The organism is Xanthomonas arboricola pv. juglandis (genome assembly GCF_905367715.1).
Classification (GTDB): domain Bacteria; phylum Pseudomonadota; class Gammaproteobacteria; order Xanthomonadales; family Xanthomonadaceae; genus Xanthomonas; species Xanthomonas arboricola.
Window position 1 is genome coordinate 4,248,991 of record NZ_HG999362.1, and the last position, 26,573, is coordinate 4,275,563.

The 26,573-nt window shown below is 65.2% G+C and carries 26 protein-coding genes; 14 read left to right on the plus strand and 12 right to left on the minus strand.

Translation table 11 applies throughout. The annotated features are described in order from the left end of the window. Positions 1 to 7 precede the first annotated feature (7 nt). Both KHN93_RS18250 and KHN93_RS18255 read right to left on the minus strand, forming a co-directional pair. Positions 8 to 784: a LytR/AlgR family response regulator transcription factor gene (locus KHN93_RS18250; RefSeq protein WP_039518725.1), complete on the minus strand. Its 777-nt coding sequence runs from the start codon at positions 782 to 784 to the stop codon at positions 8 to 10. Then, a complete protein-coding gene (locus KHN93_RS18255; protein ID WP_211920975.1) occupies positions 781 to 2,076 on the minus strand; it encodes a sensor histidine kinase in 1,296 nt (431 codons plus the stop codon). The genes KHN93_RS18250 and KHN93_RS18255 overlap by 4 nt, the downstream gene beginning before the upstream one ends. 312 nt (positions 2,077 to 2,388) lie before the next feature. Here KHN93_RS18255 and KHN93_RS18260 point away from each other — a divergent pair, with 312 nt between their 5' ends. After that, positions 2,389 to 3,603 carry an FAD-dependent oxidoreductase gene (locus KHN93_RS18260; RefSeq protein WP_211920978.1) on the plus strand — a complete coding sequence of 405 codons (1,215 nt, stop codon included), beginning with the start codon at positions 2,389 to 2,391 and terminating at the stop codon, positions 3,601 to 3,603. A gap of 23 nt (positions 3,604 to 3,626) precedes the next feature. Here the strand turns inward: KHN93_RS18260 and KHN93_RS18265 are convergent, their stop codons facing one another. Then, entirely contained in the window at positions 3,627 to 3,821 is a 195-nt protein-coding gene (locus KHN93_RS18265) for a hypothetical protein (protein ID WP_039816086.1), read from the minus strand. 181 nt (positions 3,822 to 4,002) lie between these two features. Between KHN93_RS18265 and KHN93_RS18270 the strand changes: the two genes are divergently transcribed. From KHN93_RS18270 to KHN93_RS18280, 3 genes are all read left to right on the plus strand, one after another. Beyond that, complete coding sequence (locus KHN93_RS18270) at positions 4,003 to 4,383, plus strand: hypothetical protein (RefSeq protein WP_211920980.1); 381 nt, start codon at positions 4,003 to 4,005, stop codon at positions 4,381 to 4,383. Beyond that, positions 4,364 to 4,870 (plus strand): YciE/YciF ferroxidase family protein, encoded by a 507-nt coding sequence (locus tag KHN93_RS18275; protein ID WP_016900918.1) that lies wholly within the window; start codon positions 4,364 to 4,366, stop codon positions 4,868 to 4,870. The genes KHN93_RS18270 and KHN93_RS18275 overlap by 20 nt, the downstream gene beginning before the upstream one ends. 135 nt (positions 4,871 to 5,005) lie before the next feature. Beyond that, a complete protein-coding gene (locus KHN93_RS18280; RefSeq protein WP_016900919.1) occupies positions 5,006 to 5,905 on the plus strand; it encodes a manganese catalase family protein in 900 nt (299 codons plus the stop codon). 263 nt (positions 5,906 to 6,168) lie between these two features. Here the strand turns inward: KHN93_RS18280 and KHN93_RS18285 are convergent, their stop codons facing one another. Next, positions 6,169 to 6,741, minus strand: a complete 573-nt coding sequence (locus KHN93_RS18285) for a hypothetical protein (RefSeq protein WP_016900920.1) — start codon at positions 6,739 to 6,741, stop codon at positions 6,169 to 6,171. A 263-nt stretch (positions 6,742 to 7,004) separates the two neighbouring features. Continuing rightward, positions 7,005 to 10,559, minus strand: coding sequence for a CheR family methyltransferase (locus KHN93_RS18290; RefSeq protein WP_212579679.1), 3,555 nt, complete (start codon positions 10,557 to 10,559; stop codon positions 7,005 to 7,007). Between the two features lie 207 nt (positions 10,560 to 10,766). Between KHN93_RS18290 and KHN93_RS18295 the strand changes: the two genes are divergently transcribed. Next, on the plus strand, positions 10,767 to 11,150 hold the full coding sequence (locus tag KHN93_RS18295; RefSeq protein WP_039518715.1) for a response regulator: 384 nt from the start codon (positions 10,767 to 10,769) through the stop codon (positions 11,148 to 11,150). Here KHN93_RS18295 and KHN93_RS18300 read toward each other — a convergent pair. The 3 genes from KHN93_RS18300 to KHN93_RS18310 form a co-directional block, all read right to left on the minus strand. Beyond that, positions 11,144 to 11,371: a hypothetical protein gene (locus KHN93_RS18300; protein WP_039525141.1), complete on the minus strand. Its 228-nt coding sequence runs from the start codon at positions 11,369 to 11,371 to the stop codon at positions 11,144 to 11,146. The genes KHN93_RS18295 and KHN93_RS18300 overlap by 7 nt on opposite strands. Then, complete coding sequence (locus KHN93_RS18305) at positions 11,371 to 12,651, minus strand: sigma-54-dependent transcriptional regulator (protein WP_016900924.1); 1,281 nt, start codon at positions 12,649 to 12,651, stop codon at positions 11,371 to 11,373. Before KHN93_RS18305 ends, KHN93_RS18300 begins: the two co-directional genes overlap by 1 nt. A 561-nt stretch (positions 12,652 to 13,212) precedes the next feature. Beyond that, positions 13,213 to 13,398 (minus strand): hypothetical protein, encoded by a 186-nt coding sequence (locus KHN93_RS18310; protein WP_016900925.1) that lies wholly within the window; start codon positions 13,396 to 13,398, stop codon positions 13,213 to 13,215. Between the two features lie 213 nt (positions 13,399 to 13,611). On the opposite strand from KHN93_RS18310, the gene KHN93_RS18315 reads away from it, so the two are divergent. From KHN93_RS18315 to KHN93_RS18340, 6 genes are all read left to right on the plus strand, one after another. After that, the gene (locus KHN93_RS18315) at positions 13,612 to 14,478 is read left to right on the plus strand and encodes a glucose 1-dehydrogenase (RefSeq protein WP_039525133.1); all 867 of its coding nucleotides are present in this window, start codon (positions 13,612 to 13,614) and stop codon (positions 14,476 to 14,478) included. Positions 14,479 to 14,908: 430 nt separating this feature from the next. Further along, complete coding sequence (gene galE / locus KHN93_RS18320; RefSeq protein WP_047130610.1) at positions 14,909 to 16,078, plus strand: UDP-glucose 4-epimerase GalE; 1,170 nt, start codon at positions 14,909 to 14,911, stop codon at positions 16,076 to 16,078. Between the two features lie 38 nt (positions 16,079 to 16,116). Continuing rightward, a complete protein-coding gene (locus KHN93_RS18325; protein ID WP_047130609.1) occupies positions 16,117 to 17,301 on the plus strand; it encodes a glycosyltransferase family 1 protein in 1,185 nt (394 codons plus the stop codon). Then, positions 17,298 to 18,485: a UDP-galactopyranose mutase gene (glf, locus tag KHN93_RS18330; RefSeq protein WP_104560133.1), complete on the plus strand. Its 1,188-nt coding sequence runs from the start codon at positions 17,298 to 17,300 to the stop codon at positions 18,483 to 18,485. The genes KHN93_RS18325 and glf overlap by 4 nt, the downstream gene beginning before the upstream one ends. Before the next feature lie 131 nt (positions 18,486 to 18,616). Next, positions 18,617 to 19,768, plus strand: a complete 1,152-nt coding sequence (locus tag KHN93_RS18335; protein WP_104560134.1) for a beta-glucosidase — start codon at positions 18,617 to 18,619, stop codon at positions 19,766 to 19,768. Beyond that, positions 19,765 to 21,543 (plus strand): ABC transporter ATP-binding protein, encoded by a 1,779-nt coding sequence (locus KHN93_RS18340; protein WP_047130607.1) that lies wholly within the window; start codon positions 19,765 to 19,767, stop codon positions 21,541 to 21,543. Before KHN93_RS18335 ends, KHN93_RS18340 begins: the two co-directional genes overlap by 4 nt. 194 nt (positions 21,544 to 21,737) lie before the next feature. On the opposite strand, the gene KHN93_RS18345 is transcribed toward KHN93_RS18340, so the two are convergent. Then, on the minus strand, positions 21,738 to 22,382 hold the full coding sequence (locus tag KHN93_RS18345) for a DUF4142 domain-containing protein (protein WP_211920982.1): 645 nt from the start codon (positions 22,380 to 22,382) through the stop codon (positions 21,738 to 21,740). A 261-nt stretch (positions 22,383 to 22,643) separates the two neighbouring features. On the opposite strand from KHN93_RS18345, the gene KHN93_RS18350 reads away from it, so the two are divergent. Next, positions 22,644 to 23,807: a zinc-dependent alcohol dehydrogenase gene (locus KHN93_RS18350; RefSeq protein ID WP_047130606.1), complete on the plus strand. Its 1,164-nt coding sequence runs from the start codon at positions 22,644 to 22,646 to the stop codon at positions 23,805 to 23,807. 75 nt (positions 23,808 to 23,882) lie between these two features. Here the strand turns inward: KHN93_RS18350 and KHN93_RS18355 are convergent, their stop codons facing one another. Further along, complete coding sequence (locus KHN93_RS18355) at positions 23,883 to 24,050, minus strand: hypothetical protein (protein WP_016900935.1); 168 nt, start codon at positions 24,048 to 24,050, stop codon at positions 23,883 to 23,885. Between the two features lie 264 nt (positions 24,051 to 24,314). Between KHN93_RS18355 and KHN93_RS18360 the strand changes: the two genes are divergently transcribed. Together KHN93_RS18360 and KHN93_RS18365 are read left to right on the plus strand one after the other, a co-directional pair. Then, positions 24,315 to 24,731 (plus strand): YkgJ family cysteine cluster protein, encoded by a 417-nt coding sequence (locus tag KHN93_RS18360; protein WP_026064007.1) that lies wholly within the window; start codon positions 24,315 to 24,317, stop codon positions 24,729 to 24,731. Positions 24,732 to 24,741: 10 nt separating this feature from the next. Further along, positions 24,742 to 25,008, plus strand: coding sequence for a hypothetical protein (locus tag KHN93_RS18365; RefSeq protein ID WP_039518701.1), 267 nt, complete (start codon positions 24,742 to 24,744; stop codon positions 25,006 to 25,008). A gap of 171 nt (positions 25,009 to 25,179) precedes the next feature. On the opposite strand, the gene KHN93_RS18370 is transcribed toward KHN93_RS18365, so the two are convergent. Together KHN93_RS18370 and KHN93_RS18375 are read right to left on the minus strand one after the other, a co-directional pair. Next, on the minus strand, positions 25,180 to 25,392 hold the full coding sequence (locus KHN93_RS18370; RefSeq protein ID WP_016900938.1) for a hypothetical protein: 213 nt from the start codon (positions 25,390 to 25,392) through the stop codon (positions 25,180 to 25,182). A gap of 267 nt (positions 25,393 to 25,659) precedes the next feature. After that, complete coding sequence (locus tag KHN93_RS18375) at positions 25,660 to 26,571, minus strand: LysR family transcriptional regulator (protein WP_024938482.1); 912 nt, start codon at positions 26,569 to 26,571, stop codon at positions 25,660 to 25,662. Between the last annotated feature and the right edge of the window lie 2 nt (positions 26,572 to 26,573).

A 26,573-nucleotide genomic window follows, 5' to 3' on the forward strand; every position in this document is an offset into this window, starting at 1 on the left:
GGGGGAACTACATGCCGCGGAACAGGCTCATGAAGGGCTGGCTGACGGTGAGCGTTTCGCTGCGCCCGCGCAGCGCCAGGCGGCCCTTGCCGGTGTCCTCGCGCACCACCGAGGCGACCGCCTTCATGTTGACGATGGTGGAGCGGTGGATCTGCTTGAACACCTGCGGGTCCAGCACGTCGAGCAACTCGCGCAGCGGCGTGCGCAGGATCGCCTCGCCGGCGGCGGTCATCACCGTGGTGTATTTCTGGTCGGCCTGGAAATACGCCACCTCGTCCAGCGCGATCAGGCGCGTCTCGCGGCCGCTGCTGGCGGTGAGCCAGGCCAGTGGCGGCGCGACGCTGGGGGCAGCAGGGCGTGCGGACAGGCGCTTCAGCAAGGTCTCCAGCAATTGGCCATCCGGCTGACCGGCGGCGGCGCGCTGCTGCACGCGCTGCCAGGTGGCCTGCAGGCGCTCGCGGCTGATCGGCTTGAGCAGGTAGTCCACCGCGCCGTGTTCGAACGCATCGATGGCGTACTGGTCGTAGGCAGTGACGAACACCACCTGGGTACGCGGGCTGACCTCGCGCAGCGCACCCGCCACCTCGATGCCGGTGAGCCCGGGCATGCGGATATCCAGAAACACCACATCCGGCTGCTGGGTGGCGATGGTCTCCAGCGCGCTGGCGCCGTCTTCGCATTCGCCCACCACCTGCAGCTGCGGGCACACCTCGGCCAGCAGCGCGAGCAGGGACTGCCGCAGCAACGCTTCGTCTTCGGCGATCACCGCACGCAGCGCGCTCATGCCTGCACCTGCGCGGTGGAGCTGTGCGCGCCGGGCAAGGGCGGCGGCATGCGTGTGGCGGTCATCTGCGCCGGCAGCGGCAGGCTGATGGTGGCGGCCACTCCGCTGGGAAAATTGGACACGATGGCAAAGCTCGCCTTGCCGGCGTAGATCAACTGTAGCCGCTCGCGCAGGTTCTTCAGGCCGATGCCGGTGCCTTGGGTGTGGGTGCCGAAGCCCTGGCCATCGTCGGCCACGGTCAGCGTGGCGTGGTCGTCGACGCGACGCGCCAGGATCCATATCGTGCCGCCGCCGGGCTTGGGTTCCAGCCCGTGCTTGATCGCGTTCTCCACCAGGGTCTGCAGCATCATCGAGGGCAGTTGCAGCGCGCGCAGCTCGTACGGCACTTCCACCTGCAAGGCCAGCCGCGTGCCCATGCGGATGCGCAGGATCTCCAGGTACGCCTGGGTACGTTCGAGTTCTTCGCCCAGGGTGGAGATGGCCCCATCGGCGCTGGGCAGCGAGCTGCGCAGGTACTGGATCAGGTGCCCGATCATGATTTCCGCGCGCGGCGGGTCGGTGCGTGCCAGTACCTGCGCGCTCGCCAGCGTGTTGTAGAGAAAGTGTGGCTCGACCTGGGCATGCAGCAGGTTCAGGCGTGCCACCGCCAGTTCCTTTTCCATCACCGATTGTTCGGCCGCGGCCTGTTCGTCGCGACGCTGCTCGCCGACCCGGCGCACCACCGCGCGGTTGATCGCCTCGGCATTCTCGTAATTGCTGCCTTCGTCCACCGCAAACAGGTCCACCCAGGCGCCGGCGTCGGGCTCGCACAGCACGGTGACGCTGCTGGTGCCCTGCCCCGGCGTGATCGTCACCAGCACCTGATTGCGCTTGATCGCAAAACGCGCGAACAGGTTCCAGCGCGAGGGCTGACGTCCTTCGTAAGGGTCGATGCGGCGCACCTTGGCGCGGATCAGCAGGCTGCCGGGCGCGCATTCGATGTCCTGCACGCGCGGCAGCACACGCACGGCCTCTTCGACCACGGCAAAGCTGGCCTGCACGTCCAGCGGCACTTCGATCTGGCGGCGCTGGCGGGTCGACAACGTGTCGTGATCCAGCCGCCCGGCGATCAGGCGCACCCGGCGCACATGCGTGATCGCACTCATCAGGGCCAATGTCAGCAGCACCACGCAGATCAACCCGAAGAACGCGCCGGTGGAGCCGAACAACTGCGCCCACATGATCCCGGCCACCACCAATGCGGCGGCCCAGGCGAACACGATACGCACGATCAGGAAGACGCTGGCAGACACGGTGACGACTCGTTGAGTTGGGACGCGGCGAGCATAGCCGGCAAGCGATCGGGCGAAAGCCCCGGGCGACGAATGGCCGCCGGCGCGGCCTCAATTGCCCGGATCGCGGTGCGAAACCTGCCTGGTCGGCGGTGGCAGGCACAGATGCGCGCGGTATGCTCGGCCTGCGCGACCGACGATGCTGCGGGTGCCGGTCGCTGGCGCGCAGCGCAGGGCCTGGCGTTTACCGGTACTGCACCGCGCGCGCTACGCGTGGCCGGCCGCGCGGGCGCCGTTATCCCAATCACCTTCTCTACATCGCTCAGGAGCCGCATGCACCGTCGTCATTTCCTGCACAGCGCCGGTCTCGCGCTCGCGGCCGCTTCCACCGGGAGCTGGGCCGCGACCGGCAAGGCGGCCGCTGCGCCGTCTTCGCCGCTACCCGCCATGCCGCCGGGCGCCTCGCCCGACCAGTTCGCCGCAGCGCCGCCGCTGGCGCCGATCCGTGCGGCGGTGGATCGCATCATCGCGATCAACGGCTGCACCCGCCCGTTCCGTGCGCAGGGGCCGCGGATCGAGGCCGAACGCATCGGCCGCAAGACGGTGGTGCACAACTATGGACATGGCGGCAGCGGGTGGTCGCTGTCGTGGGGCGCGGCCGAGCATGCGCTGCGGCTGGTGCAGGCCGCCGATGCGGATGCGCGCGAGCTGGCGGTGATCGGCTGCGGCGCGATCGGGCTGACCACCGCGCTGGTGGCGCAACGCGCGGGCCTGCGCGTGCGCATCTATGCGCGCGAGCGCCTGCCGGACGTGCGTTCGTTCTACGCCACCGGCGTGTGGTCGCCGGACTCGCGCGTGTGCACCAGCGAGCACGCCAGCGCGGATTTCAGGACCCGCTGGGAAGAGATGGCGCGCATCTCGTTTCGCCGCTACCAGACCCTGCTGGGTCTGCCGGGCGAGCCGATCGAATGGCGAGATGGCTATGCGTTGTCAGATGTGCCGTTCGACCAACCAAGCGCATCGATCGAAGCGCATGAGCCGGACTACCCGTCATTGGAGCGCGACCTGCTTGACGATCTGGGCCCACGCTCGCAACCGGTTGCGCCCGGCAGTCATCCATTTCCGGTGCCGTTCGTGCGCCGCTATAGCCAGCTGACCTTCAACCTCAGCGCCTACGCGCGCCTGCTGATGGACGACTTTTTGCAGGCCGGCGGCGAGCTGTACACGCGCAACTTCGAGCATCCGCGCCAGTTCGGCCAGTTGCGCGAAAAGATCCTGGTCAATGCCACCGGCTATGGCGCGCGCTTGTTGCTTGGCGACGACAGCGTCATCCCGGTGCGTGGGCAGACCGCGCGCCTGATTCCGCAACCGGAAGTGACCTACGGGTTGGTCTGGCGCGGCCACAATCTCAATGTGGTGCCGCGCCGCGATGGTTTGCTGGTGCAGTCGCAAGGTGCCCACGATTTCAACAACCCCGATGCCACGCCGGATCACGCCGCCTCCGCAGCAGCGGTCCGCGAGCTGGCACGCTTGTTTCCTGCGCGCTGAGGCAGTTTCCCCGCGCGCTGCGATCAGGACTCGCCTAGCGAGGCCTGCAGCGCGCGGGCCAGTGCGGCATCGCCGCTGACCAGCTCGTCCCAACGCAAGGCCACGCCCTTGCGTCGGCCTTTTTCGACCAGCTTCAGGCCCTGCGGGTCGATGATCAAGGTATAAGCCTGCTCGCCGATCTGCAGCTCGCGGCGTAACGGTTTGTCCAACGGCGTCATGGCAGCTCCAGGGGCAAGAACGAGCCATCGGTTGTAGCGCATCGGTCTGCAACGGCGTGCATTCCCCGTCGTGCATGCCGCGCGGTGCCGGTGCAATCGCTGCGCGTGCGCATCGACATCCGCGCAATGGCATCGACATCGGCACAGGCGCACCGGCTATGCCGCATGCACGGCCGCGGTCATGCGCGTTGTGCGCATGCAAGAAGCCGGCATCAATCTCGGTCGATTGCAGCGCGGTTGCCACGGCTCGGCGCTGGCGAATCGATTGCATGCGCATCATCACCGCACGACTCACGGCACAGGTCGTTATCGCCTCGGCATCACCGCATCCACCGATCGCGCTAACACGCCGACGATTAGCGTAGCGACCATGCGAGACAGCGTGAGCAAGCACGACAACAACGGTGCATTGCAGGCTTGGCGTGACGCCAGGCACTGCGATGCCGAAGTGATGACGCAACTGGCCCGCACGCAATTGCAGGCAAGACGCACACACGGTGCACCGCACTGTTTATCCACCTATCCATCCAAAGGAGCCGCCCATGGCGATCAAGACAATTGAAGAGCTTTTCGTCCACGAGCTGTCGGACATCTACAGCGCAGAAAAGCAGTTGACCAAATCGCTGCCGCGTCTGGCACGTGCGGCCACCGAACCCAAGCTGGTGGAAGCGTTCAAGCTGCACCTGGAGGAAACCCAGGGCCAGATCGAACGCATCGACCAGATCGTCGAACTGCTCGGCATCAAGCTCAAGCGCATCAAGTGTGCCGCGATGGAAGGCCTGGTCGAGGAAAGCCGCGAGGTGATCGACGAGATCGAAGAAGGTCCGGTACGCGATGCGGCACTGATCGGCGGCGCACAGAAGGTGGAGCATTACGAGATCGCCTCGTACGGCACCATCGCTGCGATTGCAAAGCAGCTGGGCTATACCGATGCGGTCAGCTTGCTGCTGTCGACGCTGGAAGAAGAAAAGGCCACCGATGAAAAGCTGACCCTGCTCGCCGAGCAAGGCGGCAATCAAAAGGCATCCAAGGCCAGCAAAGCGGCCTGATGCATCGCGCGGGCGGCGCTGCCGCCTGCGTTCGTCCGCATCCCGCGGGCAACCCCCCACCCGTAGCCAGCCTCAGGTTTCTGCGCGCATGCCGCGTTGCAGTTGTCGCCGGGCGCCAGCCAGGAAACACGATCCATGTTTATGCATAACAAGCGTCTGATGTACACCGTTCGCGTTGCCGAACCCAATCCGGATCTGGCCACGTTGATGCTCGAGCAGTTCGGCGGACCGCAGGGCGAACTTGCTGCAGCAATGCAGTATTTCACCCAGGCACTGGGCGAAGACGATCCGGGCCGCAAGGATCTGTTGTTCGATATCGCCACCGAAGAACTGAGCCACCTGGAGATCATCGGCTCGATCATTGCCATGCTCAACAAGGGCCCGAAGGCCGTGTTGTCCGAAGGCATGGACGAGGCGATGGAGATGCGCTCCATGACCCAGAACAGCACCAGCCACACCCAGCAGATCCTGTACGGTGGTGGCCCGGCGCTGGTCAACTCCAGTGGCGTGCCGTGGACCTCGGCCTATGTCGATTCGATCGGTTGCCCGACCTCGGACATGCGCTCCAACATCGCTGCCGAAGCACGCGCCAAGCTGGTCTATGAGCGCCTGATCACCGTCACTGATGATCCGGGCATCGTGGATGCGCTGCGCTTTTTGATGACGCGCGAAGTGGCGCACCAGAAGTCGTTCGAGAAGGCGTTGTATTCGATCGAGCCGAACTTCCCGCCGGGCAAGCTGCCGGGCGATCCGCGCTTTACCGACATCTACTACAACATGTCGCAGGGTGAAGGCGATACGGTTGGCCCGTGGAATGCCGGCGAGCAGTGGGACGTGGTGGCAGACCGTGAGCTGCAATCCGCAGTCGACGGTGGCGATGGTTCGGCCACGGTTGCGCTGGATGCGACCCAGACCGAGGCACTGGATGCAATGTCGCTGCGTCTGCTGTCCAATCCGGAACTGGATCGGGTGACCGGTGCAGACCTGGGCGCAGGCCCGGGCGCCGGCTCCACCACCGGCGACATCCAACGCTGATCTTCAGCGCTAGCAGTTGCCGAGACTGGCCCGGGTCGTTCGCGACCCGGGCTTTTTAATGCGCACCCTACTGTGGACAGCAGGCTGCATGCCGTTGGTCGTCTTGCGTTAGCTATCGCGGCAACGTCGGCGTGTGGTCTGCGACGCCTGTGCACCACGGGTGGCTCGATACAAGACGCCGACGCGTGCGCAAGGTGTTACCGGAGGACTGAAAAGAAAAGAGGCCCGACGGGCCTCCTGGTGTCACTGCGTGCCCACGCGTTTCACACCGGCGCGGCCTGCTGGGCATGCGCTTCGCTGGCCCACTCCGGACGCACGCCTGCTGCGGTGGTGCAACGCTCCAACCGCCATGGCAGCAGATGACGCATGGCCTCCTCGCCACTGACCTGCAGCCATTGCGTGGCATCGCCTTCGACGCATAACGGGCGTTGTGTCGGCAGGCTGGTCGAGGAAGCGACCAGCAACGAGAACCCCATCTGCAGGCGGCCACCGATATCCATGACATTGCGCAGGCCCGCGGCGTACAGCGCGCCACCGTCCTGACTCAACCAGGTCGCCGACGTGGCGCCATCAGCCGATGCGGCGCAGACAAAGCCACACAGCGGGATCAGGCAGCGCTGGGTTTCCCAGATGGCGAGGTCCACGCGCCCCAGCCACTCCGGCTCCTGGGTATTGATCGAACGCTGCTGTCCCGGAGCACGTCGACCGAAGGTTGCACGCTCCTCGCGCTTGCCGCCACGGTCGGCAACCAGAATGTCGGCATCGGCACCGACACCGATCTCGACCCAGGCATTGCTCGCAACGCGGCCCGACAACTGAAGAATGCGCGTAATCATGTTTGCTCCACTGTGCATCTGATGACAGCAGGAGCTACGCACAATACGCGCCAAGTTTTTGGGATGCCGCGCAACGATGCACTGCAATAGTCTTGCATGACGGCCGTGGCATCCGCACCGTCGCGAGGCGCGAATCCGTCGCAACATCTGCACGCACGCGCAGGATTTTCCGTGAGGGGCGCGTCGGGATGCGCAGCATTTCGCACATCGGCATGGCAGCGCCCGCCAAAGTGCGCACGGACTGCGCGCGCGCGTGCAGGTGTCTAGCGGTCGTGCAGCGAGGTCAACGGCAACTGGATCTCGCATTCCAGGCGTGTATCGCTGAGCTCGTAACGCGTCTGTGCGCCATGGCTGTACGGCAGCGCCTTTTCGATCAGGCGGCGGCCGAATCCGCCGGCCTGGTCGCGATCGCTGCGTCGCTGCTGGCTGGCGCCTTCTTCGATCCACGACAGCACCAGGCGTGCGGAAGCGTCGTTGGTGGACACCACGTCCCAGCGCACCGACAGCGTGCCGGTCTCCACCGCCAGCGCCCCGTACTTGAGCGCATTGGTTGCCAGTTCGTGCAGCGCCAGCGCCAGCGTCTGCACCGTGGACTTGCGCAGCGCCACATCCGGGCCTTCCACCACGATGCGCTGTTGGTCGGGCTCGGCACCAAGTGCATCCAGCTCCATCCGCAGCAGTGCGCCGATGGTGGTGGGCTCGTTGTCCGACTGCGACAACAGCCCTTGCACACGCGACAACGCAGAGAGCCGGTCGTCGAACCTGCCGGCGAATTCCGGCATGCTGTGGCTGGTCTGGACGGTCTGCTTGGCGACCGACTGCACCACGGTGATCAGGTTGCGGGTGCGGTGCTGCAATTCGCTGACCAGCACGCGCTGCTCGTCCTGCAGGCGGCGCAGATTGTCCGATTCGGTCGAGGTTCCCAGCCATTCCAGTACCTGGCCGCGTTCGTCCAGCACCGGCGCGCTGCGCGTATGGAACCAGCGGTAGCCGTCTTCAGCTGCGTTGAACAGGCGGTGTTCCACATCCAGCCCGCCGGTACGCGCACTGTCGTGCCAGGCATTCAAGGTCAGCTCGCGCTCGTCCGGGTGCACCGCCTGCAGCCAGCCCAGCTCCAGGCTCTCGCCATCGCGCTGGCCGGTGTAGCTGGACCACTGCGGGCTGGACCAGGTCCAGCGGCCGCCATCGAGCGAGCGCCACACCAGTTGCGGAATGCCTTCCATCAAGGTGCGCAGGCGCTGCTCGCTGCTGCGCAACGCGCGCTCGGCGCGCGTCAGCGGGGTGACGTCCATGAAGGTCAACACTGCACCGCCGATGAAGTTGTTGACCGTGCGGTACGGCAGCACGCGCACCATGTAGCGCGCACGGGTGGCGGGATTCTCCACCTCGCGGTCCAGCACCGCCAGCGTGCGGATCACCCGGCGCACGTCGTCCTGCAGCTCGTCGTAGGCCACGTGCAGCTTGATGTTGCTGATCGGCCGGTGGATGTCGCTTTCCACCAGCGGCAGGATGTCGGTGACCGCGGGAGTGAAGTTGGTGACGCGCAGCTCGTTGTCCAGGAACACGGTGGCGATCTGGGTGCTTTCCAGCAGGTTCTTCAGATCGCTGTTGGCATGCGCAAGTTCCTGCACGCGGTGAGCCAGCTCGCCGTTGACCGTGGTGACCTCCTCGTTGACCGACTGCAGCTCTTCCTTGGAGGTTTCCAGCTCCTCGTTGGCGCTCTGCAATTCTTCGTTGAGCGACTGGTATTCCTCGTTGGAGGACTTGAGCTCCTCGTTGGTGCTCTCCAGCTCCTCGATCATCGACTGCAGCCGCTCGCGGGTCATGCGCAGCTCGTTCTCCAGCGCCTGCACGTGTGCGTTGTCGGACACGGTATCTTTCGGCGGCGCCAGCTCGGCCAGTTCACGCGCTTCCACTTCCTGGAACAACACCACATAGCCGCGCGGCACGTCCGAATCGGAGGTCGGCTCCACGAACAGGTCCACCGCCAGGGTCGCCGCGTCCTCGTGCATCTGGATGCCCCTGGCCTGCACCGGCGTCATGTCCGCTTCGGCACGGCTGAGCGCGCTGCGCAACTCCAGCCGCAGGTCGCGGTGAACCAGGTTGAGCAGGTTGAGGCTGGGCGCGCCGCCGCCGGGACGGATGAAACGCCCGGCCTGCGAGGAGAAATGCAGCACGTCGAAATGCTCGTCCAGCACCGCATAGGCCGGGGCATAGCGATCGGCGATGCGCTCGCCGGCGCGCACCAGTGCATTACTGACACTGCGTTGCTGGCGGTTGGCCGCCGGTGCATGGCCGTCCAGTCCGAGCGAAGACGACGGGAAGGTCGCATGCATGCGGCTGTCGGCATCGATCTTCTGGAACACGCGGAAGCTGCGCTCCACGGGTGCGAACAACTTGGCATGCCGCGAGACGTTTTCGGCATTGCCCAGGAACAGATAGCCGCCCGGCTTGAGGGCGAAGTGAAACACCGGGATCACCCGGTTCTGCAGCTCGGCGTCCAGGTAGATCAGCAGATTGCGGCACGACACCAGATCCAGCCGCGAGAACGGCGGATCCTTGACGATGCTGTGCTGCGAGAACACGCACAGCTCGCGCAGCTGCTTGCTCACCACATAGGTATCGCCCTCCTTGACGAACCAGCGCTGCAGGCGCTCCGGCCCCACGTCGGCGACGATGCTGGACGAATAACGGCCCACCCGTGCGATGGCCAACGCCCGCCCGTCGATATCGCTGGCGAAGATCTGGATGCGTGGCGCCACGTCCAGCGTCTGTGCGTGCTCGCGCAACAGCATCGCCAACGAATAGGCCTCTTCGCCGGTGGAGCAACCCAGCACCCACACCCGCAGGTGATCGCCCGGCTGCTTGCCCTGGAACAGGCGCGGAATCACCTGCTGCTCCAGAAACTCGAACTCGCGGCGGTCGCGGAAGAATTGGGTCACGCCGATCAGCAGATCGTTGAACAGCAGCAGCGGTTCGTCGAAGCGGCTGCGCAGCTGCTCCAGATACTGCTCCAGCGTGTCCACCTGCACCACCTGCATGCGTCGCTGCACGCGGCGCAGGAAGGTGGCGCGCTTGTACCCGTGGAAATCATGGCCGGTGGCATTGCGCAGGATGCTGGCGACCTGGCTGAGCTGATCGTTCTCGCTGCCGTTACGCACGCCCACCGGTGCCGGATGACCGAAGCGATGGTGGCGTTGCATATGCGCGGCGATGCGTGCGGCCACGCGCGGCAGCGGCAGGATGTCGTCGCTGATGGCGGCCGGGTTGCCGGCACTGCGCAGATCCATGCCGTGCAAGGACGGGTCGTCCACCGCCAGCGCCAGACCGCCGCATTCCTTGATCGCGGCGGTTCCCAGGGTGCCGTCGCCGTCGAAGCGGCCCATGATCAGGCCGATCACGTTGCCGTCCTGGTCGTGCGCCATCGAAACGAAGAAACTGTCGATCAAGCCGTGATCGCTGGCCTCCTCCAACGGGCGCAGCCGCAGCCGGCCTTCTTCCAGGGTCACCAGGGTCTGGCTGGGCGGCAGGTAAATGCGCCCGGGATGCAGCGCATCGCCATCCTCCGGCGCCAGCAGCAGGCTGGATTGCGGGCCGAGCAACTCGCGCAGGCGCGGCTCGTCCAGCAGGTGGCGATCGCGCAGCAGCAGCATGATGACCAGATTGGGCGCGCCGGCGACCGCGTCGAGCAGCTCGGCCAGGCGGGTGGCATCCAGGCCATCGGCGCCGACACCGAGAACGAATAACGGCGGTGGCGCCACGGCCTCGTGCGCAGGAGGCGCTGCGGTGTCGTCGCAGGAAGTGTCGTCGTCGGTCATTGCAGCCATCGCATCAATCGCGCCGGGTGTGGGCGCAATCGTCAATGATGGCGCAAACCTGCCTCTACTGCTACGCGGCGTCTGAGCGATACAGCTGCGTTGCACAGACCGGTACTGGAAGCGCCTGCTTACGCGCGGCGTTAACCGACGCGACGCGCACTATGGTTTGCGCGTCGCCAGACAGCGCCACCGCTCTAGGAGTTCGCCATGCTGGACAATCCACTCAACGGCCGTCGCATCCTCGTGGTCGAGGACGACTACCTGCTGGCCGAATCGCTCAACGATCTGTTGGTGGAGGCCGGCGTCTATGTGCTCGGGCCGGTGGGCAATGTGCCGGAGGCGCTGTCGCTGGTGACCTCTGGGCAGACCATCGACGGCGCATTGCTCGACGTCAATGTGCGTGGTCAACCGGTGTTTCCGGTTGCCGACGCACTGCTGGAGCGCGGCGTGCCGTTCTCGTTCTGCTCCGGCTACGACCGCTATACGCTACCGCCGCGGTTTGCGCACCTGTCGTACTGCATGAAGCCGTACAACCCGCGCACCATCACCGCCCTGCTCAGCAACCAGACCCAGCCTGCCGAGCATTACTGATCAGCGCTGTCGCTGGACACCCCATCGTCCTGGCGCAGGGCGCGCTCTTCTTCGCCCAGCTGATTGAGCAACTCCACCGCCGATTGATGGGTGGTGCGCAAGGTCTCCATGGGCTTAGAAGTCTCGTTGCGTAACGCATACAACGCAAAGCCCATCACATTGAGGCGATTGCGCAGCTGATGCAGCAGCTCGCGCCGCCGCCCCTGGGATGCATCGCCCACTACGCGTCCTTGTCGCTGAGCCGGTTGTGCAAGGTGCGCACGCTGATCCCCAACTCGCGCGCCGCCGCTTTCTTGTTGAACCGAGTGCGTGCCAAGGCCGCCTCGATCATGGCGTCTTCGGCCTGGCGCATGGTCCACCCTGCCGGAATCAGCAAGCCGTCTTCATCGGCCTGCGGCACGGTCTGCACTACGTCCGGCGCGCTCAGCAGATCGCCGTCCGCGCGCAGGTACAGATAGCGGATGAACGAGCGCAGCTCGCGCACGTTGCCCGGCCAGGTGTGGTACGCCAGATAGCGCAGCAACGACTTGGTCGGCAGCTTGCGGGTGCCGTACTTGACGTTGAGCTCATCGATCACGCGCAGGCCCAGCAGACGCGCATCGCCGCGACGCTCGCGCAGCGGCGGCACCTGGATCGGGTACTCGTTGAGCCGGTAGAACAGATCCTCGCGCAGCACGCCGTGCTCGCGTTGCACATGCTGGTGGGTTGCCGCGACCACGCGCGCGTCCAGCGGGATCTCCTCGCTGCCGCCCACGCGCATGAAGCTGCGCGACTCGATCGCGCGCAGCAGGTAGACCTGCAGCCGGGTCGGCATCTCGCCGATCTCGTCCAGGAACAGCGTGCCATCGGCGGCCTGTTCCAGGAATCCGGCATGCCGACGATCGGCGCCGGTGAAGCTGCCGCGCTCGTGACCGAACAGCTGGCTGGCCAGCAGTTCCTCGGGAATCGCACCGCAGTTGACCGGCACGAAGCGACCACGCCGGCCGGAAACCCGATGGATCGCGCGCGCGACCAGATCCTTGCCGGTGCCGGTCTCGCCGGTCACCAGCACATTCAGATCGGTCGGCGCCACGCGCACGATGTCCTTGCGCAACAGCACGATGCTGTCGCTGTTGCCGATGATGCCCAGGTTGCCCTGCTGCGCTTCGCGCAGGCCGCCGAGCACGCGTTCCAGCCGTTCGGGCGCAAACGGCTTGGTGAGGAACTCGCTGACGCCGAACTGCTGCGCGCGGCCCTGGGTTTCGTAGGCGTAATCGCCCGAGACCACCACGATCTGCGGCGTGTGATCCGGGTCGAGCCGTTCGATGAGATCGAAACCGCTGCCGTCGGGCAGGCCAACGTCCACCACCAACAGGTCGGGGAAGTTGCTGTCCAGCCAACGGCTGGCTTCGCCAAGGGTGTGGATGCCCTTGGCACGGAAGCCGCTATCGGTGGCTAACTCAACCACCTGATCGCAGAACTCCACGTCGTCGTCGATGATGGCGCAGGAAAGACGGTCCATGGGCGCTTCTGTCCGCAATGACTAGTACATGTTCAGTTGAGAATTGTGACGGCGGCGCGAAAAACGCGCCTGCACGTCACCACGAGATGGCACATCGCTGTCACGGCCGTCCGGCCGCGTGGGTGCTCGCTCCCCCAAGTCGAGCTCGCCGTAAAAGTTTGACCGAAGTACGCACGGCAATGCCGGATTACGCCAGTGCCAAGCGTCATGGTCGGGGTCGGTAGGCGCGTCGAATTGACCGAAACGCCAAGGAGCGCAAGGTTTGCGGGAGATGGAGGGCAGCCCGAACACGGGTGCCGTTGGCTGAGCTGACGGATCAGCTCGCTTGGCCTGCGCTATGACGCGCCTGCTGGACTGTCGGCTCGTGCCGACGTGGATCGTTGCCGCTTGGGGCCTTGCGCAAGCGCGGCCGCAAGGCACCGGGTGCGCTGTGTTGCCACTAGCCTACGCACTGGCCGTAGAGAAAATGTGCATGGGGTTGCCAAGGCCGGCGCTGCGATACGACGGCGGAGTTGCGTGCGCTTGCATCGCGAACACCGGAACTGCAGCGTTGAGCGCGACTCAGCGCTTCTCGGAGCCGTCTGGTCGTTCGTAATCGTGTTCGGGGTCGGCCTTATTCACATCGCGGTCTTCGTCGGGCATGTCGTGCACCTTCCACTCGACATCCTCATTGCGCTGCTCCTGCGGCGTAAACGGCTTTTGCTGGTCATCGTCCGGGCCCCATGGCTTTTTCGGTTCACTGCCCATCGTCGTTCTCCTGCGTTGTGGTCGTGATCCCACGCTAGGCCGGTGCACATTGCACAGCAGTGAACAAAGCTGCGCGATGGCGTGAAGCCATCGCCGCGCGCAAGCGGCGGCATCGTCAGCACACACGCCGCCGACATTGCCTAGCCCGCGCGTTTACGTTTGCGCACGCACACTGCTATTCATTGTGATGCGTCACACCGCCAGGAGACCGAAATGCCCGTACCCAACTATCCGCGCCCGCCGTTCAAGCCGCAGCAGCAAAACTTTCCCGGGCGTACCGAGAAGATGGACCCGCGCCCGGATCATGGCGAAGACAGTTATGTCGGTCATGGGCAGCTCACCGGCAAGCGCGCATTGATCACCGGCGGCGACAGCGGCATCGGCGCGGCCGTGGCGATTGCATATGCACGCGAAGGTGCCGATGTGGCGATCGCCTATCTTCCCGATGAGCAGGAAGACGCCGCCAGAATCGGCGCATTGATCGAAAAGGCCGGCGTCAAGGCCTTACTGGTGGGCTGCGACATCAGCGACCCCGCCCAGGCGGCTGCGTTGATCGAACAGGTCAACAGCACATTCGGCGGCCTGGATATCCTGGTCAACAACGCCGGCTATCAGAAGTATTTTGAGAACTTCGAAGACATCACGTTGGAGGAATGGCGCAAGACCTTCGACACCAATGTGCATGCCGTGTTCCACCTGGTGCAGTTGTCGGTACCGCTGATGAAGGACGGCGGCTCCATCATCAATACCGCCTCGGTGCAGTCCAAGAAGCCGACGCCGAACATCCTGCCGTATGCCGCAACCAAGGGTGCGCTGGCCAACCTAACGATTGGCCTGGCAGGCGTGCTGGCCGACAAGCACATCCGCGTCAACGCGGTGCTGCCGGGCCCGATCTGGACGCCGTTTATTCCCGCCGGCATGGATGAGGAGTCGGTGGAAAACTTCGGCGGCCAGACGCCGATGGGCCGCCCCGGTCAACCGGTGGAGCTGGCATCGGCGTACGTGATGCTGGCAGCCGATACCGCCAGCTACACCTCTGGTACGTTGCTGACCATTGCCGGTGGCGCGGTCACGCTGTAACGCTATCCAGCGCTGTAGTTGCGCGTAAAGCCCGCCTCGCTTGCTTAGCGAGGCGGGCTTTTTTATTGCCGCAGCGTGCGCTTGCAACTGCCTGATGCGAGCTCGTCCCTTGCACTGTACTGCCCACGCAACATGTCGCGCGCGCGCGCGCACCCACAGTCACGGTGAGGTTCCGGTCAAGGCCATACTCGCGTGGCACGCACCCACCACTGTGCCTGCTCTCACGGCCCGCCTCCTACCGTAGGTGGCGTTGGATCGTGATGCACAACCCCTTTCTTCTCGCCCAGAGCTGCCTGCCACCCAATGCGTGGCGCAAGCGCACTGTCCTGCCGGCGCGATGACATCACGCAACACGCATGAAACATGCGAGGTGGTGCATCCGCGCCATTGATAGGCCGGCGCGTCAGCGCCCTCCACAAGGCAGACATCCATGAGAATTTTGGTCACTGGCGGCACCGGCTATATCGGCTCACATACCTGCGTCGAGTTGGCGCGACGTGGCCATGAAGTGTGCATTGTCGATAATTTGAGCAACTCCTCCGAGCGCGTACTCGACCATCTGCAGCACCTGATGGGTTTCCGCCCGGACTTCCATCGCATGGATGTGCGCGCGCCCGAGCTGGCCGAGCTGCTGACTGCGAAGAAGATCGATGCGGTGCTGCATTTTGCCGCGCTCAAGGCGGTGGGCGAATCGGTGCGCGAGCCGTTGCTGTACTTCAACAACAACGTAACCGGCACGCTGGCGCTGCTGCGCGCGATGCGCACCGCCAAGGTGACCAGGCTGGTGTTCAGCTCCTCGGCCACCGTCTATGGCGATGCCAACACCAGCCCGATCCGCGAAGACGCTCCGCTGAAGGCGATCAATCCGTACGGGCGCACCAAGCTGATGATGGAAGAGATGATCGCCGATCTCAGCGCGGCCTGGCCGGAGTTCAATGCGGCGCTGCTGCGTTACTTCAACCCGGTCGGTGCGCACCCCAGCGGGTATCTGGGCGAAGACCCGCGCGGCGTGCCGAACAACCTGATGCCCTACATCGCGCAGGTGGCGGTCGGCCGCCGCGATGCGCTGCAGGTCTTTGGCGACGACTACCCCACTGCCGATGGCACCGGCGTGCGCGACTACCTGCATGTGATGGATCTGGCACGCGCGCATGTGGATGCCATCGACTACCTGCAGCGCGAGCGCACCGGCCTGGTGGTCAATCTCGGCACCGGCCGCGGCTACAGCGTGCGCGAAGTGGCCGCCGCGTTCGAGCGCGCCAGTGGCCGGCGCATTCCGCTCAGCATTGCGCCGCGTCGCGGTGGCGATGTGGCGGTGTATTACGCCAACGCCACGCTCGCCCATCGCCTGCTCGGCTGGAAGGCCGAACACGACCTGGACCGCATGTGCCGCGATACCTGGCGCTGGCAGTCCATTCATCCGGATGGCTACGCCACCTCGCGCCTGAGCCGGCCGCGCATGCCGGCTCCGGTGCCGGAAACCGAGCTTGCCCGCGACGCCGTGGCACCGGTACGCCGCCTGTTGCCGGCTGCCGATGGCCGTCGTCGCAGCGAGCCGGCGCGCCCGCTGCTGCTGACGGACCGTCTGTCGCGCGCCTGATCGGCGCGCATTCCTTTTTCTTCTAATGAGGTCATTCCATGAGTTGGGCTGGTCAATTCCATTACGACATCGGCAAGACCCGCCGAGCCGTTTCGTCCGACAGCACACCGCAGTTCGATCCGTCCCGGACTACCCTGCTGTGCCTGTCGCATCTGCGCTGGAGTTTCGTCTACCAACGCCCGCAACATCTGATGTCGCGCTTTGCCGGCGACTTCAATGTGCTGTTCTGGGAGGAGCCGATCGCTTGCGATGAATCCGAGCCCTGGCTGCAGGTGCGTGGTGAAGAAGGCGGCCTGCATGTGCTGGTGCCGCGCCTGCCGGCCGGCTGTACCGGCGACGCCGCGGTGCAGGTGCAGCGCCAATTACTGGATGGCTACCTGGCCGAGCTCGGCGCGCGCGACCTGCTGCTGTGGTACTACACGCCGATGAGTCAGAGCTTCAGCGCGCATCTGCGTCCGCGTGCGATCGTCTACGACTGCATGGACGAGCTGTCGGCATTTCGCGGTGCGCCGCCCGAGCTGGTGCAGCGCGAACGCGAGCTGTTGCAGCGCGCCGACGTGGTGTTCACCGGTGGCTATAGCATCTGGGAAGCCAAGCGTGCGCTGCACTCCAACACGCATGCCTTTCCCAGCAGCGTGGATGTGGCGCATTTCGCCGCCGCACGCCAGCCGCAGCAGGAGCCGGCCGATCAAGCCGATATCCCACACCCGCGTCTCGGCTTCTATGGCGTCATCGACGAGCGCTTCGACGTGGCCTTGCTGCGCGATATCGCCGAGCAGCGGCCACAGTGGCAGTTCGTGATGATCGGGCCGGTGGTCAAGATCGCCGCGTCCGAGCTGCCGCAGGCCGCCAACATCCATTACCTCGGCGGCAAGACCTACGACGAGCTGCCCGGCTACCTGTCCGGCTGGGAGGTGGCGCTGATGCCGTTCGCGATGAACGCCTCCACCCGTTTCATCAGCCCGACCAAGACCCCCGAATACCTGGCCGGCGGCTGCCCGGTGGTGTCCACACCCATCCACGATGTGGTGCGCACCTATGGCGACACCGGCGTGGTGCGCATTGCCGACACCGCCGCGGCCTTTGTTGCCGCCTGCGAGGCCGCGCTGCGCGATGGCGCCGATCGCGAGCAGCTGCTGGAAACCGCCGACCAGGTGCTGGGCGATATGTCCTGGGACCACACCTACGACTTGATGAAGGAGAAACTCACGTGGAAGCAATGACACCGTCGGGCACCGTCCCACTGGCGAGCACGCGCACCCTTGGCGGCACCCGGCGCGGATTCGACTACCTGATCATCGGCGCGGGCTTTGCCGGCAGCGTGCTGGCCGAGCGCCTGGCGGCAGGCCTGGGCAAGCGCGTGCTGGTGGTCGACCGCCGCCCGCATATCGGCGGCAATGCCTACGACTTTCATGACGACGCCGGGGTGCTGATCCATCGCTATGGCCCGCACATCTTCCACACCAATGCGCAGCGCATCGTGGATTACCTGTCCAACTTCACCCAGTGGCGGCCCTATGAGCACCGCGTGCTGGCGCAGGTGGGCGAGCAGCAGGTGCCGATCCCGATCAACATGACCACCTTGAACCGGCTGTATGGCCTGCAGCTCACCACCGAAGAGGACGCCGCCGCGTTCCTGGCCAGCCGCGCCGAGCCGGTGGCCAACATCCAGACCAGCGAGGATGTGGTGATCAACCAGGTGGGCCGCGAACTGTACGAAACCTTTTTCCAGGGCTACACGCGCAAGCAATGGGGCCTGGATCCGTCGCAGCTGGACAAGTCGGTGACCTCGCGCGTGCCCACCCGCACCAACGACGACGACCGCTATTTCACCGACACCTTCCAGCAGATGCCGCTGCATGGCTATACGCGCATGTTCGAACGCATGCTCGATCACCCCAACATCAAGGTGATGCTCAACACCGACTACCGTGAGATACGCGACGAGCTGGACTACGACCAACTGGTCTACAGCGGCCCGGTGGACGAATACTTCGACTATTGCTACGGCAAGCTGCCGTATCGCTCGCTCAGGTTCGAACACAGCACCGTGGATCAGGAACACTTTCAATCGGTGGCCACGGTCAACTACCCGGCCGAAGATGTCGCCTACACGCGCATCACCGAGTACAAGCACCTGACCGGCCAGCAGCATCCCAAAACTAGCCTCACCCACGAGTATCCTTCGGCCGAGGGCGACCCGTATTATCCGATCCCGCGTGCGGAAAACGCCGAGCTGTACCGGCGCTACGAGTGGCTGGCGGCCGAGACGCCCAATGTCACCTTCCTGGGGCGGCTGGGCACCTACAAGTACTACAACATGGATCAGGTCGTCGGCCAGGCGCTGGCCTTGTTCAAGCGTATCGAAGAGGCCGAACACCAACGCCGTGCCGAACTGATCGCCTGAGCACCGGATATCACCCTGCAGACGTCTGGTTGCGGGTGATGCATGAAGCGGCTCACCGAGCCGGCGTGTCGTGTCAGCCACTTTCCATTGCTCCGCTGCCAGACTACGGCGGAGATGCAGCAGGACCCCAGATGCATAGCCCCACAGTGTTCGACAGTTTCTTCATGGCGGGGTTCGAGTGTTCGACCCATCGCCGTCGCGATGGCCGCCGGCTGGATCTGATCGCCGGCACCAGGCACGACCGCTGGGCGGCAAACGACTACCGCGCCGTCGCCGCTCACGGCATGCGCACGGCGCGCGATGGCTTGCGCTGGCACCTGATCGAGCAGCGGCCCGGACATTACGACTGGTCCAGCTTCCTGCCGATGCTGCATGCCGCCAATGCCGCCGGCACCCAGGTGATCTGGGACCTGTGCCATTACGGCTGGCCGGACGATGTGGATATCTGGAGCCCGCAATTCGTCGATCGCTTCGCACGGTTTGCCGCCGCGGCGGCGCAATGCGTCAAGAACGAAACCGATGCGGTGCCGTTCTACGCGCCGCTCAACGAGATCTCGTTCTGGGCCTGGAACGGCGGCGATCACGCGCGCATGCATCCGCTGGCACGCGGGCGCGGTTTCGAGCTCAAGCACCAGCTGGTACGCGCCACCATTGCCGCGATCGATGCGGTGCGCCAGGTGGAGCCGCGCGCGCGCTTCGTGCAGGTGGACCCGGCCATCCATGTGATCGCCTCCAACGACCGCCCCGGCCCGCGTCGCGAAGCCGAGCGCCTGCGGGTGGCGCAGTTCGAAGCCTGGGACATGATCTGCGGCAAGCAGTGGCCCGGCCTGGGCGGCGCGCCGCAGTATCTGGACATCGTCGGCCTCAACTACTACGCGGACAACCAGTGGTATCTGGGCGGTACGCCGATCCCGCGCACGTCCGCCGACCACCGCCCGCTGTCGGCAATCATGGATGAGTTCTGGCGGCGCTATCAGCGCCCGCTGATCATCTCCGAAACCGGTGCGGAAGGTGACAAACGCGCCGGCTGGCTTGCGCACGTCGGCAGTGAAGTGGCACTGGCGATGCAGCAAGGCGTGCCGCTGGAAGGGATCTGCCTGTATCCGGTGCTGGACTATCCGGGCTGGGACAACTACCGCCATTGCCCCACCGGCGTGTTCGGCTATGCCGACGAACACGGCCAGCGCCCATTGCATGACGGGCTGGCCGAGCAGTTGCGCCGCGAACACGAACGCTTTGGCCTACCCGCACCGCAGCGTGCGCTGGCCGACATCGATACGTGAACACCGTCGCGCAGCCCGCCCTGTTGCCGGACACTCCCGCGCGCTTTCTATGGCATTACATTCGCCAGCGGCCCTGGCACTTTGCCGGGTTGCTGCTGCTGATCATCGGTGCTGCCGGCTGCGCGGTCTCGGTGCAATACGGCATGAAAGTACTGGTCGATGCGATGGCCACCGACCAACGGAGCGAAGCCAATGTCTGGTTGCCGCTGGGCTTGTTCATCGGCCTGATCGCCATCGAAAACCTGCTGTGGCGGCTGGGCGGCTGGCTGGGCTGTCGCACCGTGGTGGCCAGCGTGGTGGATATCCGCGTGGATCTGTTCCGCCACCTCACCGGCCACCCGATGCGCTATTTCAGCGAACATTTTGCCGGCGCGCTGGGTAACCGCATCACCGCATTGGGCAGCGCGGCCGGGCAGATCTATGGCGGGCTGGCCTGGAAGATCGTGCCACCGATCGTCGACTTCATCGGCGCCATCGTGCTGCTGCTCACCGTGGACTGGCGCATGGCCGCCACCTTGATCGGCTTTATCGCGGTGGTGGCCGCCATCATCACCAGCTTCGGCATCCGCGGCCGCGCCAAGCACCAGCGCTTTGCCGCGCAGGCCGCGCGCGTGGGCGGCGAGCTGGTGGATGCAGTGTCCAATGTGTGGACGATCAAGGCGTTTGCGGCGCGCGACCGCGAAAGCGCGCGGCTGGCCGAGCAGATCGGCTACGAGGCGGTCGCCCATCGCCGCAGCTGGATGTACGTGGAAAAGGCCCGCGTGATCCACGACATCTGCCTGTCGGTGATGGCCGGCGGCATGCTGATCTGGGCGATCAGCATGTGGCGCGCCGGCACGGTGAGCGCGGGCGATGTGGTGCTGGTCAGCGCGCTGACCTTCCGCATCCTGCACGGCTCGCGCGACCTGGCGCTGACGCTGGTGGACACCACCCAGCAGCTGGGCGCCATCGCCGACACGCTGCAGATCATCCTGCAACCGCATGCCATCGTCGATGCGGACGCACCGCTGGCCCTAGCCCAGGGCGATGTGCGGTTCGAAGAAGTGCGCTTTGCCTATCCGGATCGGGCGGCGGTGCTGGATGGATTGAGCCTGCATATCCCTGCCGGCCAGAAGGTCGGCATCGTCGGGCCCTCGGGTGCCGGCAAGTCCACCTTGATTGCGCTGATCCAGCGCCTGGACGATGTGCAATCCGGACGCGTGCTGATCGATGGCCAGGACATCCGCAGCGTCAGCCAGGACAGCCTGCGCGAAAAGATTGCGGTGGTCCCGCAGGAAACCGCGCTGTTCAATCGCAGCATTGCCGACAACATCCGCTACGGCCGCCCGGAGGCCAGCGATGCGGAGGTGCAGGACGCCGCGCGGCACGCATTCTGCGATGACTTCATCCGGCAGCTGCCGCAGGGCTACGCCACCCAGGTCGGCGAACGCGGGGTCATGCTCTCCGGTGGTCAGCGCCAGCGTCTGGGCATCGCCCGCGCGTTCCTGAAGGACGCGCCGATCCTGATCCTGGATGAGGCCACCTCCGCACTGGACACCGAGTCGGAAGCGGAAATCCAGGCCGCGCTGGATCACCTGATGCGCGACCGCACCGTACTGGCGGTGGCGCATCGCCTGTCCACGGTGATCGGCTTCGATCGTATCGTGGTACTGCAGGAAGGCCGCGTGGTCGAAGACGGCAATCCGGCGCAGCTGCGTGGTCACGGTGGTGTGTTCGATGGCCTGTGGCAGCGCCAGGCGGCGGGATTCGAGCAGGCTTTGCCTGATCAGCAATGACGACTGCTTGGAGATGAGATCGCCTAGCACTCGCTAAGCATGTTGCGTGTTGCGTACCGCATGCCGCATGCCGCATGCCGCGAATATGGTCAACGCACGCTACCCATGCCCATAACGACAACAGGCAGCCGAAGCTGCCTGTTGCCTGCATCGCACCGCGCATTATGCGGTGCTCACTCAACATCTCTGCCTGATCAGTGCGGCTGGTTCGACTTGGCGCGCAGCGACTTGGCATGCTCCAGATGCTGGGCGATGTTCTCGCGTGCACGCTGCAGTTCCTTGCCCAGATCGCTCGATCCCGGCTCGCTGGCCAGCTGCGCATCCAGCAACGTCAACGCCTGCTCGTGGCTGGTCACACTGGCCTGCAGGTACTGCGTTTCGAACTCCTTGCCGTTCAAGCCTTCCAGACGCTTGCGGGTGCCGTCAGCGCGGGTGGTTGCAGCCTGCGCCAGCGTGCCGCTGCGATCCGGTGCAAAACGGCTGAGATCGGTCAGTGCCGCACTGTGGGCCTCGTCCATCTTGCGTGCAAACTGCAAGGTCTCGCCACCGAGTCCCTTGACGACTGCCAATTGCGCCAGCGTGCGCTCCTGCTCGTTGAAGACCACCAGCGCACCAAGCGCCTGCTTGCGGTCGCCGGAGATTGCAGCGGCATCACGCAACGGGTCGCCATGTGGCGGCGTGCTGCCCGCATTGGCCGGCGCGCTCAGCGTCTGCTGTTGAATGTCGCGATCGTTGTTCTTCGGGCTGGCCGCTTCACCAGACTCGTTCTGACGACGCTGCCATGCCTTGTAAGCCACGTAGCCCACTGCACCGGCGGTCACCATCTTGAAAATTCCCATCGTTGTCTCCTGGTTGATCGCGCAAGGCACGATCGTTGATTGTCGGGGTCGCATGGTCGCTGCATGCATGAGCTGCGAACGATCAGCGTGGCATTCGAGAGTGCGAGCGCGCGGGTTATCCAGGCGTGACACACGCATCAACGCCGCGTCGCCAATCGAACGCGTCCACACCGTGCGCACGTGCCGTGCTGACGGACTTAACGGCGCGCTACCGACACTCACTGTGTTGCCGCACATCGACGGCCTTTCCGGAGAACCCCCATGCTCGCCCTCAACTACCACGGCTCACGCGATGTCCGGGTCGAAACCGTGCCGGACCCGGTCCTGATCGAACGCGACGATCTCATCCTGCGCGTGACCGCCACCGCCATCTGCGGTTCGGATCTGCATCTGTATCGCGGCAAGATCCCGGATCTGCGGCATGGCGATATCCTCGGCCATGAGTTCATGGGCATTGTCGAAGACGTGGGCCCCGACGTCACCGCCGTCAAACGCGGCGACCGCGTGGTGATCCCGTTCGTGGTGGCCTGCGGGCGTTGCTTCCACTGCATGCTGCAGGAATTCTCCGCCTGCGAGACCACCAATACCGGCAAGGGCGCGGCACTCAACCACAAGGACATGCGGCCGCCAGCGGCGCTGTTCGGCTTCAGTCATCTGTATGGCGGTTTGTCCGGCGGGCAGGCCGAATACGTACGCGTGCCCAAGGCCAATGTCGGGCCGTTGGTGGTGCCCGATGCATTGCATGACGAGCAGGTGCTGTTCCTGTCCGACATCCTGCCGACCGGCTATCAGGCCGTCATCGATGCCGGAGTCAAGCAAGGCTCGACGGTGGCAATCTTCGGTGCCGGCCCGGTGGGTCTGATGGCAGCGGCGTGCTGCCGCATGCTGGGCGCCGAGCGCATCTTCATGGTCGACCGGCATGCCTACCGGCTGGACTTCGCGTCCAAGGCCTACGGCATCATTCCGATCAACTTCGACGAGGTCGACGACCCGGCCGATGTCATCGTGTCGCAAACCGATGGCCGCGGCGTGGATGCCAGCATCGAAGCGGTGGGCTTCGAGGCCGAAGGCAGCGCGATCGAGACCGCGTTGACCAACTTGAAGCTGGAAGGCAGCAGCGGTGTTGCCATCCGCCAATGCATTGCGGCAACGCGCCGTTGCGGTGTGGTCAGCGTGCCGGGCGTGTATGCCGGCTTCATCCATGCCTTCATGTTCGGCGATGCCTTCGACAAGGGGCTGAGCTTCAAGATGGGCCAGACCCATGTGCAGAAGCACATGCCGCACTTGCTGGAATGCATCGGCAATGGCGATCTCAAGCCCAGCGCGATCATCTCCCATCGCATGCCGCTGGCCGATGCGGCGCGTGGCTATGAGCTGTTCGACAAGAAGCAGGACGATTGCCGCAAGGTGGTGTTGACGCCGTAACAGCCAGCAACGCTGAAAATGCAAACGGCGCGGTCGATGACCGCGCCGTTTGCGTTGCTGGCTCGTGTAGCCGGGTCAGTCCAGCGGCTTGGCCGGGACGAACGGCGACACCGGATCGCTGGCCGGAAAGGTTTCTTCCAGCGCATCGTCCTGCAAGGCGTCCTGCTTTTCCTTCTCGCTGCGTTGGTCGTCGTGATCGCCGGCCAGATCGGGCGCAGTTGCGTGTTGATGGGCAGTATTCATGGGATCTCCTGTCGCGTTGATGCAGACCACCCAACGCTACGGTGGTCTGCTAACGGCACAGGTGAAAGAGGTCTTCGCATCGGCGCGACAAAGGCAACCGTTTAGGCAACGTTGGGTGCATCGGCACGTTGTCGCAACATAGCGATCGTACGCATGCGGACCACAGCACGATTGAGCGCGCAGCATGCCGTGCTTGCGTCAACAGGCAGACGCGCAACGCACGGCACTGCCGGCAACGCGATCGTCGCGTTTTTGCGCCGCGAGATAACAGCCTGCTGCCGCCACGGCGGGGACCGGTTCACACCCCGGCGCGCCCAGGGTGTATGGTGCAAGGGCGGCCGGACTCCGGTGTCGCCTTCACTCTATCTGGCCTTTTCCATCAAGAATCTCTGCGAACGTTGCGACGCCGTCTGTTGCCGGCTCACCGTCATGGTCGATCCATCCGACCGCATCCCCAACCACTTGACCAGCGTGACACCGCAAGGTTGGCACGTGATGGCGCGTGACGAGGAAGGCTGGTGCGTGGCCATCGATGCGGCACGCATGTGTTGTTCGATCTACGAGACGCGGCCGGCGATCTGCCGGCGTTTCGTCATGTCCGGGCCGTATTGCCGCGACGTGCGTGCCACCTACGACGACCAACGCCGGCGGGGCATTCCCTTGACGCTGTACAACGCATGAGGATTTCGCCATGAACAACTCCCGCCGTCAGTCGATGACCGTGAGCAATCAGCCAGGCAAGCCGCGTTTGTCCGAGCAACGGCTGGCCGCCGATCTGGAGGCGTTCCAGCAATCCGGTGGCGCGATCGAGCGTCTGGGCGATACCCCGCTGCGTCGCGACAAGAAGCGTGGCGAGCCCGAGGCCGCCCCTGCCAAGGCAGTCAAGAAACCTGCTGCCAAGGCAACTGACGCGTCTGAAGCAGAGACCGCGACAACCGCAACAACCGACGCCGAGTAACTGCGTCGCAGTGGCAGCACACCTGCGGTGTGGCTGTCGCGGCTGGAGTTGGAGTTGGGTGATCGATGCCGCGCCGCGTGCAGACACCGCGGCCGGCTGAAGTGCAGCGTCTTCTTTGACAACGGCCTGCGCCCGGCAGGCAGATGCGCGCCGCCGGCAGGCAGTCGCGGATTACAGCAGTTGCGCGTGCTTGGTCGCGCCAAGTCCCTGCGCCAGGGAAGCCATTTCGTTGGCCAGTGTGATCAGATCGCCGCCGGCTTGCGCGGCAAGGGTCATGATGCGTTGATACGCGTCCCAGAAGTCCGGTCCACTGCCATAGGCAGCGTGGAACCCTTGTAACTCCAGGACCATGAGATCGGACACCTGCATGTCGCAGCGGTCCATTGCGGTCACCTCGTTGGGGAGTCGTCCCCGGACCGGCAGCCTACACGCGTTCACCTTACAAAACAGGGTCGGCCGTGAGACAGCGCAGTTGTAGCTGAATTGGTCAGAGAGCAGGCGCAGACCGGCGTGATTGCGCTCGATCGCGCCCGCTGTCGCGTGTGCTGGCATGTGCGCTGACCCGAACCTGGCGCTGCATTGCGGCGCGCCGATGTGCACCATGCGCAACCGCTGCCGCGATCATGCACGACCCCACGCCAGGCGCCGCACTCACGCCGCATCCTGCAAGCCCTGCTGCAGGCATTCCAGCAACCGGCTCAGCTTGGGCAGCAGCTGGCGCGCGCGCATCCACACCAGATGCAGCGGCAGGCCTTCGGTATCGCACTGCGGCAGTACCGCGACCAGGCTGCCGCGCTGCAGGTGCTGATCGATCAGCCAGGTCGGCAGCTGTGCGATACCCAACCCGGCCACCACCGCATCCACCTGTGCCTCGGCATTGCCGAACACCACCCGCGCGTCCATCGCACGCTGTTCCACCGGCCCTGCGCCATGCCGCAGCAACCACGGGCTACTGCTGCCATCGGCCTTGCCGTAGAGCACCGCATCGTGCGCCAGCAAGGCGGCGATGCTGTCGGGCGTGCCGCGCTGCGCCAGGTACTGCGGCGCGGCGCAGAACACGCGTTTTTCATGGCCCAGATAGCGGTGCCCCAGGCTGCTGTGCCACTGATCCGGACCGCCGATGCGCACCGCGATGTCGATGCCTTCTTCGGCCATGTCGACGAAGCGATCGGTAAACGAAATGACCGGTTGCAGGCCGGGATAACGCTGGAAGAACGGCAGCAGCACCGGCAACACCTTGTGCCGGCCGAAGCTCACCGGCAGGTCCAACCGCAGCCGGCCAGTGGGCGCCTGGCCTTCGGCACGCAGCACGTGCTCGGCCTCCTCCAGCTCGTCGAGCACCTTGACGCAGACCCGGTAGAACGCCGCGCCGGCGTCGGTCAGCGCCAGCCGCCGGGTGGTGCGCGCGAACAGGCGCACGCCCAGCCGCGTTTCCAGGCGTGCGATGGCCTTGCCCACTGCCGAGCTGGTCAGGCTGAGCCGCTCGGCGGCGGCGGTGAAGCTGCCGGCATCGGCGGCGCTGACGAAGATATCGATGCCTTTGACGCGTTCGGACGGATGCACGG